The organism is Gardnerella sialicivorans subsp. sialicivorans (assembly GCF_056746795.1).
The window spans coordinates 18,576-39,343 of sequence record NZ_JBWPXA010000007.1 but is presented as its reverse complement, the minus strand read 5'-3'; the positions used below and the strand labels follow the sequence as shown (position 1 = coordinate 39,343).

The following is a 20,768-nucleotide window of genomic DNA, read 5'->3' as shown; positions in this document are numbered from 1 at the left end:
CTTACGCCCTAGCTTGTGCTCTATTAACAGAGATTAATTCGATTATCTCTTAAGTCTTGGAGCATAAATCTTATTTTCAATAAGATCTTTGTAACGCTCTAGAACAACGCTTCTTTTTGCTTTAAGGCTTGGAGTAACCAATCCATTTTCTTGCGTAAATGCGTCTGGAACAATCTCAAACTTTCTAATCGACTGCGCTCTAGAAACCTTAGAATTTGCTTTTACAACACTTTGCTCGATTTCGGATCTTACAATCGAATTTTTCCGAGCTTCATCCAGCGAGCGCACAGGCCCTGCCCCTCTAGATATAAGCCACGAGTTTACTTCTGCCAAATCAAGCGCAATAATTGCCGATATAAACGGCTTTCTGTCTCCTACAATAACGCATTGAGAAACTATTGGGCAAGTCATAACAGAAGCTTCTAGAATGCTTGGAGAAACGTTTTTACCGCCAGCTGTTATTATTAAATCCTTTTTACGACCTGTAATCCTAACAAATCCATCTGGTTCTAGCAGGCCAAAATCTCCCGTATGCAGCCAACCATTTACTATTTGCTTTTCTGTTATTTCTGGATGATTATGGTATCCAACGCATACTGCAGGGCTTTTAATGCAAAGCTCACCTTCATTATCTATTGCAACAGACACGCCTTTAACTGGAATGCCTACTGTTCCAATTCTGTATCCCTTTGTAGGGTTTACCATTGATGGAGCGCATGTTTCTGTCATTCCGTAGCCTTCAAGGATTGGAAGCCCAATTCCATTAAAGAAGTGAGATATAGATGTGTCTAAAGGAGCACCACCAGAAACACCGTATTCAACACATCCTCCAAAAACTTGCAAAATCGACTTATATACAGTGTTTTTAAAGAATTCGTGACTTATTGCAATCAATGGAGAAACCATTGCACCATTTTGCTGCGCCTTTGACCATTGTTTAGCAACTTTTACGCTTAACGCAAATATAACGCCTTTTAACCCTCTGCCTGCTTTTTGAGAAGCCGCATTGTAGATTTTTTCAAATATTCTAGGAACACCAAGCACGAATGTTGGTCTAAAGCTTTTGAAGTCACTAAGTATTGTTTTTAGATTACTAGATAATCCAAGCGTAACGTTTCCAGTAAAGCAAAAGAATTGCATATATCGTGCAAAAACGTGTGCTAGAGGAAGGAACAGCAAAAGTCGTGGATTACCATTCTTACTTTTTAACGCTATATCTGGCATAGAAAGTATTCCAGACTTTGCTATAAAAACAAAGTTTCCGTGCGAAAGCTCAATGCCTTTTGGCTCTCCAGTAGATCCAGAAGTATAAACAATTGTTGCTAAATCTTTACCTTTAACAGATTTTTCTCTTTCGTAAAATTCTGCATCCGTAACGGTTTTTCCGTATTCAATAAACGCATCTATTGCATCTGAACTCAATACGAATATTTCTTCAAGGCATTTGCACGACTTTTTTGCAATCAATGCATTCTCTCTAATTGCTTCGTCTTCAACAAAAATCATGCTCACATTGGAATCGTTAACAATGTTTTCTATTTGACTCACCGAGCTTGTTTCGTAGATTGGAACAGTTAAAGCTCCAATAGACATTATTGCCATATCTAGCAAAGTCCACTGCCAAGAAGTATGAGCAATTATAGATATTGAATCCCCTGGCATAACGCCATGTGCTATAAACCCTTTTGCAACCGCTATAACTAAATCTCTAAACTCTTTAGCGCTAAAAGAATTCCACTCTCCGCTTTTTGCAATGTATTCAATCAAAGGGTCGTTTGGCTTGCGATTAACGCGATCTTCAAGAAGCGAAAAAACATTTGCGTCGTAATCAATCTTCTCATCAAGATTGCGAGAATACTTTTGCATAACCGCTCCTTAAATTGCGCATATTGTTTAAGCAATGATTCTCAACATTTTACTCAAGAATCTATACACACTATACGATACGTATTTTACTATTTTTCTTTTAAGTCTTCTTTTGGCTTTAACACTATTTTTTGTTTTTGAACCATCTTTTTTGGATTTGCGTACGTTCTGTTTTTTCGTTTTAATCCCCATTGAACGCAAAGATTATCGCAATGATCCGATCCAACTGTTACATATGCAAAATTCTGACCTTTTTTAACAATTGATCCAACAGGCAAATCGGTATATGCAGGCTCAAATGTAGATGTTAAAACACCATGACTTATTGTTACAACAGACTTTCCAGCAACTAGCCCCGCAAAGGCGATTATTCCGTCTTGTGGAGCGCGCAACTCATCGCCTTCTTTAGCTTGTAAATCAACACCTCTGTGGCCTGCAAGCCAAGGCTTGCTTGGAGCATCAAAATCCTTAATAATATTTGCTTCTTTTACTGGATATATCATCCTAGACTTGCAATATTCGTCCTTAGAATCCTCACTTATACTTGTAGCTAAAACATGCTTTTTAGAATTATTTTTACAAGTATTCGCGTATTGCTTATACGCATCTTGCTGATTCGCTTGAACGTATTCATATTCAACACTTTTGCTAATACTCGTATTTTCTAGAACACGAATTAGTGTAATAAATGCAATCAAAGCAAAAAACACTATTATGTATACAAAAATTATCTTATGTTTCAAAACATATTTTTTTATTCTATTAATTTTTTTGATGATTTTTTGCATCATTTTTTTATCAATGACTTTTATATTAAATATTTTCCACATATTTTCTTTCCTTTGAATTTCACACTAAAAATGGCGTATTTTAAGGGTTTTTGCTAATTTATTTTGCGTTCTTAAAAGTTTTTCATACGATTCTTTTTTAGTAAAGATTTTTTAAGCAATGTGGTTAAAGGCTATAAAACCTTGATATTTCAACGTTTAGCAATTTTCGACACGCCCAAACGAGCATATATTTGCATATTGCCAAATTCCGTGTAATATAAATGTCTTGTGCACGGCACAAAGCCAAGCATGGAAGATATTCCTGCGTAGCTCAGTTGGCAGAGCGTTCGACTGTTAATCGAATGGTCGCTGGTTCAAGCCCAGCCGCAGGAGCAAAATAAACCACCAGTTCGTCTGGTGGTTTTTTGTTTTATAAAAATTTTAGCTATATCAAAGCTAAGTCAAACTCTCAAAAACCTATAAGTTGCAAGGCATTACGTACTTGCTTTGGCGTAAACTGTAAAGGTCGTTTGCATAAAGCAAATCTTGGCAAATATTGATAAACAGAGGATAAATATGTTAGAAAACATCTCCAAAGTCATGAATAATGGCAATAAAAAGAAGATGATAGTTCTTATAACTGGCGTTGTAGTACTTGCGCTAGTTCTTTGCATAGGCGCAATATGCTGGAACGTTCAGCATTCTGCTCGCGTCAAAGAAGCTCGCAAAGCTTGCGAAGTTCAAGTTGCGCAAGTAACTAAAGCAAATAAATCTTGGAACAAACTTATTAAAAATTCTCTACTTGTATCTTTTGCTAAAGAAGATTCCGAAAACGGCAAACTACTAAATAAGCTTATGAAGTTGCGCATTCCAGAAACAGTTGTGTGCAACGCAAATTCACCAGAAGCTTTAGGAGCACAAAATGCTCAAGCTATTGCAGCAGCGCAATGGTATTCCGATAACGCTCAACGAATTCGCAGCATCACTTCTATTATGATTGATAAAGCTGCAGGCGATGAGTCTACTCAAGAAGACAAAAAGAAGGAAGAAGAAAGCCAAAAGCAATTGCAAGAGCTTACTGCTCCTGTTATTAGAAAAGCACCTAAAGTAAACCGTAGGCCAAGACTTAACATTCCTAACATTCCTCCAGATCCTGTAGAAAAAGCAACGAGAAGAGCTCAAGAAGAAGCTGCTGCAAAAGAAGCCAATAGAGAGGCAGAAAAGAAGAAGAAGGCAGCTGAAAAGAATGCTGCAGAAAAGAGAGCAGCTGAAAAGAGAGCAGAAGAATTAGAGCAAATGAGAAAAGAGATTAGAGAAGCTGAAAAGAAGGCAGAAGAAGATAGAAAGAAGAAGGAAGAAGAAGAGAAAAAGAAGAAAGAGCAGCAGACTCCTCCGCCTGTTCCTTCTACACCTCCAACTCCTCCTGCGCCACCTGCTGGTTCTGGATCAGGATCAGGAACGCCTGGAACAGGAAATACTGGTGGAACTACGGGCGGTAGCACTACAACTCCGCAAACACAAACACCACAAACTCCAGCCTCAAACCCACCAGCTGGTAGCGGCAGCGGCACAGGAAACACAAATGGCGGCAACCACTAACACCTCTGTTAATCAATAAAAAAATGCGCTCAGCAAATCACTGAGCGCATTTTTTATATTCTAATCACTTTGTTAAATCAACTTGATCTAACGGAATAACCTTAGTATGGTACTTAATCTTGTATCCAACATAAAGCACAATGAACAGCGGAACAGACATATAAGTTATGCCAATCGCTTGCCAATTAAGCGTGTGGAACGATTCAAGATCTTGGCCAACAATAACCAAAATGCACAATACAAGAGCCACAATAGGGCCGAATGGATACCACTTAGCTTTATAAACAAGGTCGTCCAAAGACTTTCCTTGAGCAATATACGCCTTGCGGAACCTGTAGTGTGCAGCTGCGATTCCTGCCCACGCAATAAATCCAGTCAAACCACTTGCAGCGACTAAGAACATGTAAATTTGCGTTCCAAAAATACTCATCAAGAATGTTAAAAGAGCTACAACAAACGTTGCAACCAAAGATTGAATTGGAACGCCTCTTCTATCTACGTTTCCAAACATCTTTGGAGCGTGATTATCTTTTGCAAGAGCGTAAAGCATTCTAGTAGAAGCGTACATTCCAGAATTTGCTGCCGAGATAACAGATGTAAGAACAACAGCATTCATGATTGTTGCTGCAATCGCCAATCCAGCGCGCTGGAACACAAGCGTGAATGGGCTTATAGAAATATCGCTAGCTTCCGATCCAAGCAAACTTGGGCTTGTGTATGGAATAATGCATGCGATTACAAAGATTGCAAGAATGTAGAACAAAACAATACGCCAGAACACTTGCTTTACAGCCTTTGGAATACTCTTATCTGGTGTTGCAGATTCGCCTGCTGTAATGCCAATAAGCTCTGTTCCTTGGAACGAGAATCCAGCAATAGCAAACGCACCTAAAACAGCTGGAATTCCGCCAGCAAATGGAGCATTCTTATGAGTAAAGTTGCTTAGCAATGGTGCTTTTCCGCCTAAAATGCCAACAATCGTAAGCAAACCAATAACAAGGAATATAATAACGGTTACAACTTTAATAATCGAAAGCCAATACTCGGTTTCTCCAAAGCACTTAACAGTAAGAATATTAATCAAAAGAATAACAACAAGAACTGTTAGAGAAAATACCCAAATTGGCACCTTTGGAAGCCAATATTGCAAAACGATTGCTGCAGTGCTTATATCTACAGCAACCGTGATTGCCCAGTTAAACCAATAATTCCAACCCATTGCAAATCCTAAAGCTGGATCAATAAACTTTCCAGAATAAGATGCAAAAGATCCACTAATTGGCATATACGTTGCCATCTCGCCAAGAGATGTCATAAGAAAATAAACCATAATGCCGATTGCAGCATACGCTAAAAGCGCACCCCCTGGGCCTGCCATGTGGATTGTTGCGCCACTAGCTACAAATAAGCCTGTTCCAATGCTTCCACCCAAAGCAATCATGGAAATGTGGCGTGTTTTTAGACCGCGATGAACGGTTTGAGATTCAGTATTTGATGAACTGTTGTTACTCATTGTTTCCTCCTTTTGACAATATTCAAACAGAGGCAAACAAGCAACAGTATGCATGTCGATAGCACTCCGCAGCAAATTGCCAAAATTGCTGCGACAGTCCTTGGCCTATTAAGCCAAGTCCCAGCTTGTAAGCTAGAAAGAATAACCTACAAACTTCGGCGCTCTCCCCTTTTGCAAATCACTTAACGCCTCTTTCTGGCTAATGATTGCTACTCTTGTTGAGCGCGACCTCTGGTCGATGTGTTTTATTATTAAGATAGGCAAAGACAAAGTCTAGACACTAATCGATATTTATTCAGATTAGACTAGATTTTCTACTTATTTTGATTATTTTTTTCTGTATTTTTTATAGGTTTATCGGAAATTTTACGATTATATGTGTTATGCCTACGATATTTACTTATTTTTATTGGCGATTTGCGATTCATTGCACCAAAAAGTGTTAAATCAAACTTTACAGACATTAATCGCATAGCAACTACTAGCACAACAATAAGCGTGTCTAAAATCATCTCTGTAATAACATCAAAGCACCCTGCACGTTGCGCTTTTACAACAAATACCGTTAAAACACACCCAACTGCAGCAGGAAACGCATACCAATGCTTATCTCGAACAATTACAGGAACTTGATTCAAAACCATATCTCGAATTAAACCACCACCAAGAGCGGTAGCCATGCCTAAAAACACGGAAGCCATTCCAGACATGTGAAAATCCAAGCCTTTAGCAGTGCCATTTACAGCAAAAAGCCCCAATGCTAAAGCATCTAAAGTTAGCATAAGCCACTTCCACTCATCAATTTCTAGATGAGCAAAAGCAACAATAACACCCGATGCAAGGCCAGTAAAAACAAATCCCCTATCCGCAATTCCTACAGGAGGCAAAGCTCCAAGCAAAACGTCTCTAACAATTCCGCCACCCAATGCTGTAAGCCAAGACGTTGCGATTATTGCAAAAATATCGTAGTTCTTGCGAATAGCCCACATTCCACCAACCATACCGCAACAACCCATAGCTATGTATTCAACAACAAGGAAGAAAACGTTGTCGCCTAATGCCCCTTCCACAATACTCCCTTTCTATGCGCTAAACACTAAAAACAAAATCTAACTAACAATCAACCTATAGATAATCAAGCATACAATTAGCGCGCCACTTGTTATAAACATAAAATGTTATAAACATAAGATGACGCGCTAAATAGCAAATATAATAACGTTTTTACGACTAATTTTTGAACGATTTCAATTCTTAACTAGTCGCACACCTTCCACATCCAGTTGTGAGTGTCTTCAACATCTCCAAGCTGAATGCCAAGAAGCTCATCGCGAAGCTCTTGCGTAAGAGCACCAACACCGCCGTCTGCAACCTTAAGATCGAATTCATCCGACTTAAATCTGCCGATTGGTGTAATGATTGCAGCAGTTCCGCAAGCAAGAACTTCCGTAACTTCGCCAGAACGAATGTCGTCAAGCAAGCCTTTCAGAGGAATCATGGTTTCAACAACATCATGACCCTTCTCTTTTGCAAGTTGAATAATAGAACGGCGAGTAACGCCTGGAAGAATGCTACCAGTCAAAGATGGAGTTTCCAAATGACCATCCTTATGGAGCGCAAACATGTTCATGCCACCAAGCTCTTCCAAATAAGTCTTAGTTGCAGCGTCCACAAAGCAAACCTGCTCACATCCGTGCTCAATGCCCTTATATTCGCCAAGCAAAGAAGCAGCATAATTTCCGCCACACTTAGCAAAACCAGTTCCACCAGGACCAGTGCGGAACCATTGATCTTCTACCCAAATGCTAACAGGCTTTAAGCCGCCCTTAAAGTATGGACCAGAAGGAGAAGCAATTACGCAATACTCAACCTCGTGAGCTTCGCGAACACCAAGGAAAGGCTCAGAAGCAAACATAAATGGTCGCATATAAAGCGTGTATTCGCGCCTGCTTGGAACCCACTCTTTATCTCGCTTAACTAAAGCAGCAACAGAACCAATAAAATCGTCAATGGAAAGATCTGGCAAATACAAACGCTTAGCAGAATTTTGGAATCGCGCAGCATTAATATCTGGTCGGAAAAGCCAAATAGAACCATCTGCACGCTTATAAGCCTTTAAGCCTTCAAAGCATTCTTGAGCATAGTGAAGCACAGATGCGCCTGGATCCATTTTTAATGGACCGTAAGGCTCAACACGCCTATCGGACCAGCCTTCTCCCTTGGTCCAAGACATATGAACCATATTGTCGGAGAAAATCTGACCAAATGCTGGCTTATCAATAAGTTCGTTGCGCTTAGCACTAGAAACTGGATTGTCGTTAGGCAAAACGGTAAAGTTGCCAGCTAATTTGTTTAACAGAGCAGGATCGCTATGATTATAAGAATCGTAGGCATCCTTAAACTCTGGAGCGACTTCTAAATCGGCCATTATGTCTCTTTTCCTATTTGCAATTACTGTATTTGTGATTGCTTTATAATTAATGCATTGCAATTGCTTTTAATGCAATTAATGGTATAGATTAGTACGATTCTCAATTAACGCAAGCCCGAATACAAATATTTTTTATAGAAAAGCAAGCATTTAGCCTAAAGATTTACGATTTGCAACAAAGAATTAACATAATACGCGAAAAAATTAAATTCGCAGCGTAAGATTTGTGCCTCTGGTGGGACTCGAACCCACAAGCCCGTAAGGGCGTCAGATTTTAAGTCTGATGCGTATGCCAATTCCGCCACGGAGGCAACAGTCATTAATTATGCCATATAAAACAATTAAAAACAACTCAGCGTGTGGCGAGTGTTCTACGGCCCAAATCTAGAGTGATTCCGTCCAACAAACCGTGTTCACTTGCAACAAAAGTTTCCAAAACGCCGCCATGATCTTGATAAGCCTCTTTAGCAAGACGCTCAAGAACGCGACTTAGCACAACTGCACCTCCGCCAACAACATCAACTCTTCCAGGATGAATCGTGGCATATGTGCGACGCCTATCCCTAGACATATGCAAGAACCTATCGTTAACAGTATATGCCTGATCTAACGCGATTTTTACTCCATCAACAGCCTTATGATCATAATGCTTTAAGCCAATCGCAAGAGCCGCCATAGTTGTAACAGTACCCGAAACACCAATAATCGTGCGAGCTTTACCAGCCTTAACGTGCTTTAACGCTTCGTCTATATTCTTGTCAATATCTTTTATTGCGCAAGATATCTCTTCTTCAGTAGGCGGGTCCGTATGCAAATGACGCTCAGTCATGCGCACAGAACCAATGTTCATAGAATACGCAGAATCAACCTTATCTTCAGCAATATTTACGCCATCTCCACCTAAAACAAGCTCTGTGGAACCGCCACCTAAATCAATAACAAGATAAGGCGCTTGCAAGTCTTTTCTAGAAACAACGCTTGTTGCTCCCAAAAAACTCAAAGCAGCTTCTTCAGTTCCACTAATCACCTCTGGATGCACACCCAGCTCTTCAAACATCATTTGTTCAAACACATCTCTGTTTAGAGCATCCCTTGTTGCAGAAGTTGCAACAAAACGAATAGCATCCACCTTATGCTCGCCAAGAACCTTTGCAAACTCTTTAGCAGCTTCTTTTACACGCTCTAATGCATCGGGCGCAAACATATGCGTTTCGTCAATTCCCTGCCCCAATCGCACAACCCTAAGCATTCTAGGAACAACATCTTTCATGCCATTTTCATCAACTCTAGCAATTTTTAGGCGAATCGAATTAGTCCCACAATCGATTGCAGCTACGCAAACAGACTTGTTAGGTACGCCTTCTCGATTAACTTTTTTGCAACCAAGATTGAGCGATTCTTCATCTTCATTCTGTGCATAGTCATTATCTCCCCAAGGAGTAGTGCATTTGCAAACTTTTGGACTAAACTCACTTGCGATTTTCTCTAGAACAATATCTCCAATAGGATTTACGCCCTTGCCCATAACAAGACTTTGAGCTAGCAAAGCATGCAAGCATTTAACGCGAACTGGCATTCCGCCTGCGCTCATGTTTTTAATATGCTCTTCGCTATCGTTTAATCGATTAGCTAACTCTTTGCGAAACTCTAAATACGCTTTATGAGCATATTCGTATTTTTTAGCAACTTCTTCGTTTGAATTTAACAAATCGTTGCATTCCTTCATAAAGCCTTGTGCTTCTAGGTGTGAAGTAGCTTTAACTGCCTCTGGGCTCGTTAAATAGCATGTTGTAGGAAAAGGCGTTCCGTCTTCTAAGCATGGACGCGTAATAACAGCAAGTGGCCTACCGCAAACACATCTAGCGCCGACTGCAACCATGCCCCTTGGAAATCTTCCTAATTGACGCTTTACAATGTTTTTGTCTGCTTTATTTGCAGGATTCTCTAGTAGCTTACTCACTAATAACTTTGCGTTTAGACCCATGTTCCACTCCATATACATTGAGCATCTTAAAATCGAATATAATTCTTATTTTTTAATTCTATCTAGTTTTAATTCTATCTACTTTTATTACTATTATTATGTTTTTTGTTTGTTGATTTTTCATTATTACTTTTAGATTTATTAGACTTGCTTGTGCTATTGGAGTGATTATTTTGCTTGCCACTTTGCTTAGTGGTATTAATCTTAGAAGACTTGCTATTTGCATCATTTTCTTTAGCCTTAAAGCTCATATCGTCTGGCTTATCTGCTTTATGAAGAGCGTAGAACAAGTCACTATACCACGGCAATGCTTTTCTATCTTCGTACAAAGAATCATCCTTATTAAACGATTCTGGAACAGAACCAGTAATCGCCTCTGGATGCTCTACTCTAACAGCTTGCTCCCCTGGAAATATAAACCCCAATCTTTCCCTTGCTTGAGCTGCAACATATGCCCTGTCTTTCCAACGTTCTACATCGTTATTAAGAGCTTGCTTTTTATCTTTCAAAGCAGACTCATCCCTTTGCAAAGCGTGCAATTCTGCCAAACTTAAAGCATAGTTACGAATTGTTGATATAAGACCAATACAGCAAAGAAATACAACAACTATCATGGAAACAAATACGATTGAACCAGAAAACAGCTTCTTTTTTTGAGGCTGATTTGATTCGTCAACTGTATTTGCAGTCATGCGGCGATTTCTTAAAATCATACTTCTAAATTACTTTGAATATTCGACGTGACGCACACGCGCTTATAAGATTGCGGCCAGTAACACAAGGCCACTGACCGCAATAAACTCTTAGCTTTATTATTAAGCTATATTATTAAACTTTATTATTAAGCTTTAGTCTTTAGAGTTTTGACTTTAGATTACTCCATTTGAGCTTTGCTCAAAATCGTATCTGCAGAATGTTGCAATTTTTGCAACTCTTCTTGAGTCAAATCAAGCTGGCATTGCTTAACAATTCCTTCTCTACCAACAATTGCTGGATAAGAAAGATAAGAATGGTATTCTTCGCGATAGTTAGAAACAGGCATTTGCTCTTTAGAATCCGAAAGAACTGCATCCACTAAACGAACTGCAGCAGCAGCAATACCGTAGTTTGTGTACTTCTTTCCGTAGAACACTGTAAATCCGCCTTCGCGAGTTTCCTCGTCAATTGCATCCAAATCAATGTTCTTTTCTTTAATAAGCTCTGTTATAGGCTGCTCAAAGACTTTAACAGTAGACCACGCAACGAATTGCGAATCACCGTGCTCTCCCAAGCTATATCCCTTAACAGCCTTTGGATGCACGCCAAAGAACTTGCCTACTGCACGATGCAAGCGAGCAGAATCAAGCAAAGTGCCAGTTCCAATAATCTTTTCGTAAGGAAGACCAGTAGCTTCCTTGTAAAGCTGACAAATAGCATCGCAAGGATTAGTTATGTCAATCAAAACACCGTGGAATCCAGAAGCCTTAATTTTTGCACCAACTTCTGCAACTTCCTTACGATTATACTTAAGCTCTGCAAAACGATCTGGATGAGGAACATCCAAAAGCTTTATGTGACCCAAGGCGCTTACGATTACCTCTACGTCTTTTAATGCTTCATAATCATTAACCGTAATATTAACGTTAAAAGGCACATTATCCATTGAATCTTCAAAATCCAATGCGTCGGCATTCACTTTTGCCTCGTTTGTATCATAAAGATACAAATCATCAGCATGACCGCCAACAACAAGTTGATGCGCTACTGCTGCACCAACGTTTCCCATGCCTATAACTGCGACTTTTCTCATATGAAACATCTCCTTCCGTTTTTAGTTTTCCATAAAAAATAGCACTATTTTGATGAGAATGAAAGTAATTTTAGAAAAATTTATATATTTTTTCAAAAAATCGCTAAAATATACGAAAAACGGCCAATCGCACGAATGCGACTGGCCGAATTATGCTACAGTCTAGATCTTAAACAAGACTCACGTAGAACTTATAAAAGCTCTAGCATATTACTTCATATACTTCTTGCAAGCCTTGAATGCGCTGTAACCAGCATACTGAGCAGTAGAACCAAGCTCTTCTTCAATCTCAAGCAAGCGGTTGTACTTAGCAATACGCTCGCCACGAGCAGGAGCACCAGTCTTGATTTGGCCGGTGTTCTTAGCAACAGCAAGATCAGAAATGGTGGTATCTGGGGTTTCGCCAGAACGGTGAGAAACCATAGAAGTGAAGCCATTCTTGGTTGCAAGCTCAATAGCGTCGAGGGTCTCGGTAACGGAACCAATCTGGTTCAACTTTACAAGCAAGGAGTTAGCTGCTCCAAGCTCAATACCCTTAGCCAAACGCTTTGGATTAGTAACGAGCAAGTCGTCACCAACGAACTGCAAACGATCGCCAAGACGCTTGGTGATTGCTGCCCAATCATCCCAGCCTTCTTCCTGGAATGGATCTTCGATAGAAACGATTGGATACTCGTTAATGAGCTTCTCGTAGTAATCAAGCATGTAAGCAGATTCGCGCTCTTCGCCGTCGAAACGATACTTGCCAGTTTCCTTGTTGTAGAACTCAGAAGAAGCAACGTCGAGGGAAATACCAATCTGCTTGCCTGGCTCGTAACCAGCAGCTTCGATTGCATCCATAATGTACTTCAAAGAATCTTCGTTGGACTTCATCTTTGGAGCGAAGCCACCTTCGTCGCCAAGACCAGTAGCCAAGCCTTCCTTCTTCAAAACGTTCTTTAAGGTGTGATAAACCTCAACGCCAGCGCGCAAAGCGTCGCTATAAGTAGCAAAGCCGTATGGAGAAATCATGTATTCCTGAATATCGGTTGCAAAATCAGCGTGAGCACCACCGTTCATAATGTTCATGTTTGGAACTGGAAGAATGTGGCCATTTGTACCGCCAATGTAGCGATACAAAGGAAGCTCAGCAGACTCAGCAGCAGCATAAAGAGCAGCAAGAGAAACGCCAAGAATAGCGTTTGCGCCAAGCTTGCCCTTGTTTGGAGTGCCATCAAGCTCGATCATTGTTTCATCAAGAGCGCGCTGATCAGAGGCATCCATGCCAATAACCTTTGGAGCGATTACTTCGTTAACAGCCTTAACTGCTTCCAAAGTACCCTTGCCTTGGTAGCGAGACTTATCGCCATCGCGACGCTCCCAAGCTTCTGCCTCACCAGTTGAAGCACCAGAAGGAACTAAACCAATTCCTTGAGCGCCATCTTCGGTCTCCAAATAAACCTGAACAGTAGGATTTCCACGAGAATCCAAAATTTCGCGTGCATATACGCTTTCAATAGCTGCCACAACTACTCCTTATTTATCTGTTGGTTGTGTAACATATTTAAGATTAATGCGTTTTATGGACGTTATTTCGCAGCGTAAGTCGTTAAGCATACAAGACTATATAATCTAAGCTTTTGTTAATTTGTCCACACCTTTGTACAATAATAACAAACTGACACGGGGTGCAATTATTCGCTTGATTGTAATTGCTGAGATTATACCCGTCGAACCTGATATAGCTAGTACTATCGAAGGGAATGTCGAATGGTTAGCCATTGTAAGAGCATGCTAAAAAATGCATCTTCTTCACTACGTTTATGTGTGCCATGGCTTTCCACACTTGTCATACTTATTGGATGGTTTTTAGCTACACTTGGGCCTAAAGAAACTAGGCACATTCCATCACCTGCAGAAGTAATTAACGCTTTTCAAGAATTAAACTCAGAAGGTTTAATTTGGCCTTCGTTGGGAATTAGTTTTACAAGAGTTATTGCAGGATTATGTTTAGGAATGATAATAGCAGTACCAGCAGGAGTTATTTCGGGTAGCACAAAGCTGGGCGACATTATTATTAACAAGCCTGGTCACATGCTACGGTCGGTTCCTTTTACTGCACTAGCACCTTTACTTATTATTTTATTAGGCATTGGTGAGACTATGAAAATAGCTCTTATTGCCATAGGCGTATTTGGAACGTTCTACGTAAATATGAGGGATGGAGTTCGTAATATTGATCCCAAACTTTTGGAATTAGCTCACGCATATAAAGTAAATAGCAAAACAGTATTTTTCACAATTCTTCTTAGAGGAGCGCTACCTAACTTTATGACTGCTTTGCGCTTTGCAATATCAGTGTCTTGGGTGGCATTGGTAACGTGTGAAACAGTCAACGCTTCAAAAGGAATTGGATATGTTCTTGCAAGATCACAAGAATTTTACAGACCAGATCAAATGCTGCTATGCATAGTTTTATACGCAATGGCAGGCCTACTTTCTGAAGGAATTGCAACGCTTTTAGAAAAAATTTGCATGCCTGAGCGACACTTATCCATCATTAAAATCAAACAAAATTGAGAATATTAGCAAAATAATGAGGAGAATAAAATGGCTAAATTCGCATTATCTAAAACAAGTAAGCGAGCATTAGCAGCTTTCTGCGCGCTTTGCACAGCAATCACCTTAGCATCATGCGGAAGCTCCAACAGCAAAACACAAGCATCATCCGCAAAATCTTCCACAAATACTACTAAGCAAGTAAAAGAAGATACTGGAACTTTAAGAGTAGCATACTTGACTTCTGCAAATTATTTAACAACTCTTTCAAATAACACAAAGATGGCAGATAAGATCTTTGGTAAAGCAAAGGTTACTTTTAGTGGACCTTATGTTCCTCCAGAAGCAAACACTGCAGTAACTTCTGGAAACGCAGACGTAACAACCACAGGATCTGGCCATTTTATTCATTTTATCTCCAAAGGCCAGCCATGGGTTGCTTATGCCATTAACTATTACAATGGAAACGCTCAAGGAATCGTAGCAGCACCAAATAGCGGAATCAAATCGCTTAAAGACTTGTACGGAAAGAAGATTGGAATTATTGCTAAAGGTGGAAGCGGAGATTATATAATTCACAAAGCCTTTGAAAAAGCAGGACTTGACCCATCCAAAGTTCAAGAAGTAGAGATGAGCCCAAAGAACTTCCATGCAGCATTCACAACTGGTCAAGTTGATGCATTAGCAACCTTCGATCAGAACTTTGCTGCAGCTCTTGCAACTCCAGGATCAAAACTTCTAGTCACTGCAAAAGATTATGGAAATATTAACTTCGGAATCCAAGTTGCATCTGCTGAATTTGCTAAAAAGCACCCACAGTTATTAAAGAAAATGTATCGTGCTTTAGTAGAAGAAGGTAAGAGAGTTAAGAAGAAGCATTCGATTATTCTCGATATGTATAAGAAGTTTGGCGCATCCGATGAAACAATGAAAGAATTAGCTAAGTTTGACATTCCACAAATTCGACCAATGAATGAAGAAACAATGAAAATGCTTAAACAACAAGCTAAGGAATATGTTAAATACGGATTTATTAAAGAAGTTCCTGATTTCTCTAAAGCCGTAATCGATTGCAGCAAGTAAACGATTACTAATCGTAATTAAAACACTAATTGTAATTAAAATACGACTATGTTTAATAGCATTTTTCATAAGCGTAGCAATGTGGAAGTTTCCAAAGAATCTACTTGCAAATCAAATATTAACGATAGTGATTACTGCGTTAGTATAGAGAATCTAGGTATTTCTTTCGCAAGCGAAAAAAGTAAAAATACAGAAAACGATTTTGCAAATAATTCTTCTTTTGTATTGAAAAACATTACGATGAGAATTAAAAAGGGCGAATTTGTTTCGCTCATTGGTAGATCGGGATGCGGAAAAACTACGCTTTTGAAAATAATTTCAGGACTCCTAACTCCTAGCGAAGGCAGCATTCACGCAACAAGCCGTCAGGCTATTGGTTTTCAAGACGCACGCTTAATACCGTGGCTTTCTGTAAACAAAAATGTTGTTTTCGGTATGGAAGGAAGCAAGGAAGATCTTAAGAATATTGCGCATTTAGCGCTTTGCCAAATGCAGCTTGTTGGCTACGATAACAAGTGGCCTTCTGAGCTTTCTGGAGGACAGGCGCAACGCGTATCTTTAGCTAGAGCTTTAGTTAGAAGTCCTGAATTATTGTTGCTTGACGAGCCTTTTGGAGCTTTGGATGCTCTTACGCGTTTCGATATGCAAGATTTGCTCAATAATCTTCAAGCTAAATATGGCTGGACTACACTTATGGTTACGCATGACATTGCGGAAGCTGTAAGACTTTCTAACCGCATTCTTATGATAAAAAATGGCAAAATTGCTAAGCAATGGCATATTAATCGCGAAGATCTTGATGCTCAAAATCGTCCCATAAATCATAGTGAAATCGAAGATGAGCTTAGAGAAGCTTTGCAATAAGTAACGCAAAATAATGTGAATCAAGGCGACTGCAAAAATAGCGGCCGCCTTTATTTATAAGCAGCGCAAGATTTACCTTACCAAGCTAAATCTTCAAGAAGTTGGCGAACCCAATCAAGTATTTCGCGCTCACTCATTGCGCTAGTTCCAAGTGAAGATTCAAAAGGCGATGGAATAATAAGCGTATGCGTAAGCGGACGATACTTAACTCCGCGGTAAATCCTTTGCAAACGCATCCACAACGATTCTTTTGGATCTAAGCCAATAACACGAACCGATTTACCTTGAGAGCTAATTTGCGTAATACCAAGATCGCGAGCCTTAAAACGCAAGCGAGCAACATCGCACAATATGCTAAACGCTTCAGGCGGCTCGCCAAAACGATCAAGTAACTCATCTCGCAACTCTTGCAAATCCTTATTATTGTTAGCGGAAGCAAGCTTACGGTACTCTTCTAATCGCAATTTGTCGGAATCAATATAATCAACTGGAATCGAAGCTTCAACAGGCAAATCAATAGACGTAGAAATAGTTTCTTTATGCTCTGGCTCTTTGTATTTTTCAACAGCTTCACAAACCATTCGCACGTATAAATCAAATCCAACGCCTTCAATGTGGCCACTTTGCGCATTTCCAAGCAAGTTTCCAGTGCCCCTAAGCTCCAAATCTTTCATAGCAACATCGAATCCAGATCCAAGAGCAGTATATTGAGCAATTGTTGCAAGACGATCATGCGCTTGTTGAGTCATAGACTTAGACGGATCATACAAAAAGTATGCGTAAGCTCGCTCACGACCTCTGCCAACGCGCCCGCGCAATTGGTGAAGCTGACTTAAGCCGAATCTATCTGCATGATCAACAATAAGCGTATTAGCGTTAGAAATATCTAATCCCGTTTCAATAATCGTAGTGCAAACAAGAACGTCAATATCTCTATGCCAAAAATCGCGAATAATAGTGTCAAGTTGCTTCTCACCCATTTTTCCGTGCGCAATCGCAACTCTAGCATCTGGCACAAGTTTTTGAATATTAGTCGCGACTTTACTAATATCTTCTACTCGATTATGCACGTAAAATACTTGACCACCTCTAAGTAGCTCTCGCTTAACACAAGCCGCCACTTGCGCGTCTTCGTAAGCTCCAACATAAGTCAAGACTGGCAAACGGTCTTCTGGAGGCGTAGCAAGAGTAGACATTTCGCGAATACCAGTAACAGCCATTTCAAGTGTTCGAGGAATTGGCGTTGCAGAAAGGCTAAGCACGTCTACGTTTGTGCGCAAAGCTTTCAAAGTCTCCTTGTGTTCAACACCAAAACGCTGCTCTTCGTCTATAATCACCAACCCTAAATCCTTGAATTTTATGTTTGGATTCAAAAGCTTATGCGTGCCAATAACAACATCAACTTCGCCCGATTCAAGGCCTTGAATCGTATTGTTAACCTCTTTTTCGCTTTGGAATCTACTCATTGCAGCAACAGTTACAGGGAATCCAGAAAAACGATTAGTAAAAGTCTCGTAATGTTGCTGAACTAAAAGAGTTGTTGGAGCTAGAACAACCACTTGTTTGCCGTCTTGAACAGCCTTAAAAGCAGCGCGCACAGCAATCTCGGTTTTACCAAAACCAACGTCTCCGCAAATCAGCCTATCCATTGGAATTGGCTTTTGCATATCTTGCTTAACTTCGTCAATAGTCGTAAGCTGATCTGGAGTTTCTTGGTATGGAAAATCGTCCTCAAGCTCTTTTTGCCATGGAGTGTCTGCGCTAAAAGCAAATCCGCTGCTAGATGCTCGCTCAGAATAAAGTTTAATCAAGTCTTGCGCAACTTCTTGAACAGCTTTTCGCGCTTTTTCTTTTGTAGCAGCCCAGTCCGCACCTCCAAGCTTATTTAGCTTTGGAATTTCGGCACCAACATATTTGCTAACCAAATCAAGTTGATCTGTTGGAATAAAAAGCTTATCTGCAGGAGCATTGCGTTTACTTGGCGCGTACTCAATTTCCAAATATTCGCGCGTAGCTTCTCCGTTTGAAGTTTTTACATTCCTCTGCCTCATGCCTATAAATTTGCCAATTCCGTGCTGTTCGTGAACAACAAAATCTCCTGGCTTAAGGTCTAGAAGGTCGATTTCTTTTTTTCTACGCTTTGGCGACTTAAAACCACTTACAGAAGATGACTTTCCTGTTAAATCTCTTTCGCTAAGAATTGCGATTTTACTTTGCGTATCTATAAAGCCGTCAACTATTTTCGATTGAACTGCCGAAAAATCAAATACACCACTTGCACGTACCGCTCGCGCAAGCCTTGCTAAAATTCCACTTGCAACAGCGCTAATATAAACTTTGTATCCGTTAGAAATAAGACCCGATATTCCGCTAGAAATCTTCTCACTATCTCCCCTAAATTCTTGAGGAGATTTAATGCACAAGTCTAAATAGTTATTTTTTACGACTTTATTTTCGTTTTCTTCTTTAGAATCAACGGTTTCTGGCGATCTATCTGCTGAATCTATTGCAAAACTGTTTAAGTTGATTACTTGATGATTGTTATTTTCAAGATTTTCTAAAACGCTGCCAAAATCAAGAAAACTAGCTTTATCGAATGTTATTGGAGCGCCAGCACCCTTACCAGACGCAGCAACATGCCAACTTGCAGCCAAAAACTCGTTTGCTGTTTTAACTAAATCGCTAGCTGCGCGCTTGCATTTTTCTAAGTCAGAAACCAAAATGATTGCGTTTTTATCAAGCAAATTTTCCACTGGTTCCATGTTGTCAACTAATGCTGGAATCAAAGACTCCATACCCTCTACAGGTATTGCATTTGCGATTGATTCAAGCATATCTTGAGCATTTGGAATCTTACCAATCAAAGACTTTGCTCGTTTTTGAATACTCTCTGTAAGCTGTAATTCTCGGCAAGCTGTAGCCCAAACGCTATTAATATTCTTCCCATAAGTGCGCTGATCAGATGCGTGGAATTGCTTAATTGAGTCAATCTCATCTCCAAAAAACTCAATACGCACAGGATGATCCATTGTTGGAGGAAAAACGTCTATAATTCCGCCTCGAACAGCAAATTCAGCGCGATTCATAACAAGTTCCACGCGATTATACGAGTTTTCAACAAGTCGCTTTGCAGCAAGCTCGATAGAAATCTCATTGCCACATTCAAAAACAAGCGGCTCTACGTTGCAAAGATCCTTAACAACTGGCTGAATAAGGGAACGAACTGGCATAACAAGAACGCGAATTGGGCTAAACATGCCACTTTTGCCACTTTTGCCATCTTCCCCACTTTGCGTATGCTTTAATCGCCTAAAAACCGCCATTCTGCTTGCTACAGTATCTGCTCTAGGAGAAAGACGCTCGTGCGGAAGAGTTTCCCAAGCTTCAAGATTAGCAATATCTTTAGGGTCCCCATTATAAAAATCGCGTATTGATTCAAGCGATTCTAAAGCATCTCTACCAGATGGAACTACTAAAACAACAGGCTTTTTAGTGGCCATTGCAGCAGCTACAGCAGCTCTAGCTCCACTTGGACAATACACATTAAGAGGATTAGAAAAATCTTCTTCAAGCAAAGCTAAAGACTTAAACGAATCATTTTTCTTACAAATATCTTGAAGTATGTTTTCAAAAGAAGCATCAGAAATATTAGAATCTTTAGAATCTTTAGAATCTAGCATTTTGTTAGCAAAAGAATCATACTTATCTGCCATTAAAATGCTCCTGAGTAGCTGCAAGCCCGCGGAAAATCACACTTTCTACAGCATCTGCGCCATCTGCCAAAAAATTAGGAAGCTCAGATTTTTGCGCACCAGCAAATCCGCCCAAAACCCAATTAACAGTATTATCGTGAGCATGAGCACCACGCTGAGCATGCCCAACACCCATTCTTACGCGCGCATATTGAGGAGTTCCAAGGCTGCGATCAATAGAACGAATACCGTTATGGCCTCCAGCAGAGCCTCCAGCTTTTACTTTAATGCGCCCAAAATCCAAATCCATATCGTCGTGAACAATCACAATATGATCCGTCTCAATTTGATAATAAGAACTTATAGAAGATATTGCAGCTCCAGAATCGTTCATAAAAGTAAGCGGTTTAGCAAGGAAGAACTTTGCGAGCCTACCGTCTAAATTCATAACTCCCTTGCCAAGTTTAGACAAGCCTTTATGGTCAGAAAAAGATATTGACCACCGCTCAGCAAGACAATCCGCAACCATAAATCCCATATTATGACGAGTACCTTCGTACTTAGATCCAGGATTGCCAAGGCCAGCAATAAGCCAAAAATCCGAAGCCATAATTCACACCCAATCTTATAAACTCAACA

At 40.0% G+C, this 20,768-nt stretch carries 15 protein-coding genes, 2 tRNA genes and 2 riboswitches; of the genes, 5 read left to right on the top strand and 12 right to left on the bottom strand.

Features of this window, described 5'->3' with window-relative positions; translation table 11 throughout:
• Window positions 1–42: 42 nt before the first annotated feature.
• Window positions 43–1,866, bottom strand: a complete 1,824-nt coding sequence (locus AC1EKB_RS05460) for an AMP-dependent synthetase/ligase (protein WP_481249050.1) — start codon at window positions 1,864–1,866, stop codon at window positions 43–45.
• A gap of 89 nt (window positions 1,867–1,955) precedes the next feature.
• Entirely contained in the window at window positions 1,956–2,696 is a 741-nt protein-coding gene (locus AC1EKB_RS05455) for a M23 family metallopeptidase (RefSeq protein WP_481249049.1), read from the bottom strand.
• A gap of 260 nt (window positions 2,697–2,956) precedes the next feature.
• Here AC1EKB_RS05455 and AC1EKB_RS05450 point away from each other — a divergent pair.
• Window positions 2,957–3,029 (top strand) — tRNA-Asn (locus AC1EKB_RS05450).
• Window positions 3,030–3,212: 183 nt separating this feature from the next.
• Window positions 3,213–4,235: a hypothetical protein gene (locus AC1EKB_RS05445; protein ID WP_481249048.1), complete on the top strand. Its 1,023-nt coding sequence runs from the start codon at window positions 3,213–3,215 to the stop codon at window positions 4,233–4,235.
• A gap of 64 nt (window positions 4,236–4,299) precedes the next feature.
• On the opposite strand, the gene AC1EKB_RS05440 is transcribed toward AC1EKB_RS05445, so the two are convergent.
• The 8 genes from AC1EKB_RS05440 to eno all read right to left on the bottom strand — a co-directional run bounded on the left by AC1EKB_RS05440 (window position 4,300) and on the right by eno (window position 13,458).
• A complete protein-coding gene (locus tag AC1EKB_RS05440) occupies window positions 4,300–5,748 on the bottom strand; it encodes an amino acid permease (protein WP_481249047.1) in 1,449 nt (482 codons plus the stop codon).
• Between the two features lie 51 nt (window positions 5,749–5,799).
• Window positions 5,800–5,991, bottom strand: a riboswitch (Lysine riboswitch).
• 71 nt (window positions 5,992–6,062) lie between these two features.
• Complete coding sequence (locus AC1EKB_RS05435) at window positions 6,063–6,818, bottom strand: trimeric intracellular cation channel family protein (RefSeq protein ID WP_481249046.1); 756 nt, start codon at window positions 6,816–6,818, stop codon at window positions 6,063–6,065.
• 188 nt (window positions 6,819–7,006) lie between these two features.
• On the bottom strand, window positions 7,007–8,176 hold the full coding sequence (locus AC1EKB_RS05430) for a branched-chain amino acid aminotransferase (protein ID WP_481249045.1): 1,170 nt from the start codon (window positions 8,174–8,176) through the stop codon (window positions 7,007–7,009).
• Window positions 8,177–8,406: 230 nt separating this feature from the next.
• Window positions 8,407–8,490 (bottom strand) — tRNA-Leu (locus AC1EKB_RS05425).
• A 41-nt stretch (window positions 8,491–8,531) separates the two neighbouring features.
• The gene (locus AC1EKB_RS05420) at window positions 8,532–10,163 is read right to left on the bottom strand and encodes a DUF501 domain-containing protein (RefSeq protein ID WP_481249044.1); all 1,632 of its coding nucleotides are present in this window, start codon (window positions 10,161–10,163) and stop codon (window positions 8,532–8,534) included.
• A gap of 74 nt (window positions 10,164–10,237) precedes the next feature.
• Window positions 10,238–10,876: an FtsB family cell division protein gene (locus AC1EKB_RS05415; protein ID WP_415694365.1), complete on the bottom strand. Its 639-nt coding sequence runs from the start codon at window positions 10,874–10,876 to the stop codon at window positions 10,238–10,240.
• 161 nt (window positions 10,877–11,037) lie between these two features.
• Window positions 11,038–11,952 (bottom strand): L-lactate dehydrogenase, encoded by a 915-nt coding sequence (locus AC1EKB_RS05410; RefSeq protein ID WP_353938578.1) that lies wholly within the window; start codon window positions 11,950–11,952, stop codon window positions 11,038–11,040.
• Between the two features lie 210 nt (window positions 11,953–12,162).
• Window positions 12,163–13,458, bottom strand: coding sequence for a phosphopyruvate hydratase (gene eno / locus AC1EKB_RS05405; protein ID WP_004111823.1), 1,296 nt, complete (start codon window positions 13,456–13,458; stop codon window positions 12,163–12,165).
• A 147-nt stretch (window positions 13,459–13,605) separates the two neighbouring features.
• Window positions 13,606–13,712, top strand: a riboswitch (TPP riboswitch).
• Between the two features lie 10 nt (window positions 13,713–13,722).
• On the opposite strand from eno, the gene AC1EKB_RS05400 reads away from it, so the two are divergent.
• The 3 genes from AC1EKB_RS05400 to AC1EKB_RS05390 are packed head-to-tail and all read left to right on the top strand — an operon-like array spanning window position 13,723 to window position 16,437.
• Complete coding sequence (locus AC1EKB_RS05400; RefSeq protein ID WP_481249079.1) at window positions 13,723–14,511, top strand: ABC transporter permease; 789 nt, start codon at window positions 13,723–13,725, stop codon at window positions 14,509–14,511.
• Window positions 14,512–14,541: 30 nt separating this feature from the next.
• Window positions 14,542–15,573 carry an ABC transporter substrate-binding protein gene (locus AC1EKB_RS05395; protein WP_481249043.1) on the top strand — a complete coding sequence of 344 codons (1,032 nt, stop codon included), beginning with the start codon at window positions 14,542–14,544 and terminating at the stop codon, window positions 15,571–15,573.
• Between the two features lie 48 nt (window positions 15,574–15,621).
• Window positions 15,622–16,437, top strand: coding sequence for an ABC transporter ATP-binding protein (locus tag AC1EKB_RS05390; protein ID WP_481249042.1), 816 nt, complete (start codon window positions 15,622–15,624; stop codon window positions 16,435–16,437).
• A 77-nt stretch (window positions 16,438–16,514) separates the two neighbouring features.
• Here AC1EKB_RS05390 and mfd read toward each other — a convergent pair whose 3' ends face one another.
• Entirely contained in the window at window positions 16,515–20,150 is a 3,636-nt protein-coding gene (mfd, locus tag AC1EKB_RS05385; RefSeq protein ID WP_481249041.1) for a transcription-repair coupling factor, read from the bottom strand.
• On the bottom strand, window positions 20,140–20,739 hold the full coding sequence (pth, locus tag AC1EKB_RS05380) for an aminoacyl-tRNA hydrolase (RefSeq protein WP_481249040.1): 600 nt from the start codon (window positions 20,737–20,739) through the stop codon (window positions 20,140–20,142). The genes mfd and pth overlap by 11 nt, the downstream gene beginning before the upstream one ends.
• Window positions 20,740–20,768 lie beyond the last annotated feature (29 nt).

Coding starts and splice junctions, on each gene's coding strand:
- AC1EKB_RS05410 (WP_353938578.1), bottom strand. CDS start 11,952: ATGAGAAAAGTCGCAGTTATAGGCATGGGAAACGTTGGTGCAGCAGTA.
- mfd (WP_481249041.1), bottom strand. CDS start 20,150: ATGGCAGATAAGTATGATTCTTTTGCTAACAAAATGCTAGATTCTAAA.
- pth (WP_481249040.1), bottom strand. CDS start 20,739: ATGGCTTCGGATTTTTGGCTTATTGCTGGCCTTGGCAATCCTGGATCT.
- AC1EKB_RS05440 (WP_481249047.1), bottom strand. CDS start 5,748: ATGAGTAACAACAGTTCATCAAATACTGAATCTCAAACCGTTCATCGC.
- AC1EKB_RS05460 (WP_481249050.1), bottom strand. CDS start 1,866: ATGCAAAAGTATTCTCGCAATCTTGATGAGAAGATTGATTACGACGCA.
- AC1EKB_RS05420 (WP_481249044.1), bottom strand. CDS start 10,163: ATGGGTCTAAACGCAAAGTTATTAGTGAGTAAGCTACTAGAGAATCCT.
- AC1EKB_RS05415 (WP_415694365.1), bottom strand. CDS start 10,876: ATGATTTTAAGAAATCGCCGCATGACTGCAAATACAGTTGACGAATCA.
- AC1EKB_RS05390 (WP_481249042.1), top strand. CDS start 15,622: ATGTTTAATAGCATTTTTCATAAGCGTAGCAATGTGGAAGTTTCCAAA.
- AC1EKB_RS05455 (WP_481249049.1), bottom strand. CDS start 2,696: ATGTGGAAAATATTTAATATAAAAGTCATTGATAAAAAAATGATGCAA.
- AC1EKB_RS05445 (WP_481249048.1), top strand. CDS start 3,213: ATGTTAGAAAACATCTCCAAAGTCATGAATAATGGCAATAAAAAGAAG.
- AC1EKB_RS05395 (WP_481249043.1), top strand. CDS start 14,542: ATGGCTAAATTCGCATTATCTAAAACAAGTAAGCGAGCATTAGCAGCT.
- AC1EKB_RS05400 (WP_481249079.1), top strand. CDS start 13,723: ATGCTAAAAAATGCATCTTCTTCACTACGTTTATGTGTGCCATGGCTT.
- AC1EKB_RS05430 (WP_481249045.1), bottom strand. CDS start 8,176: ATGGCCGATTTAGAAGTCGCTCCAGAGTTTAAGGATGCCTACGATTCT.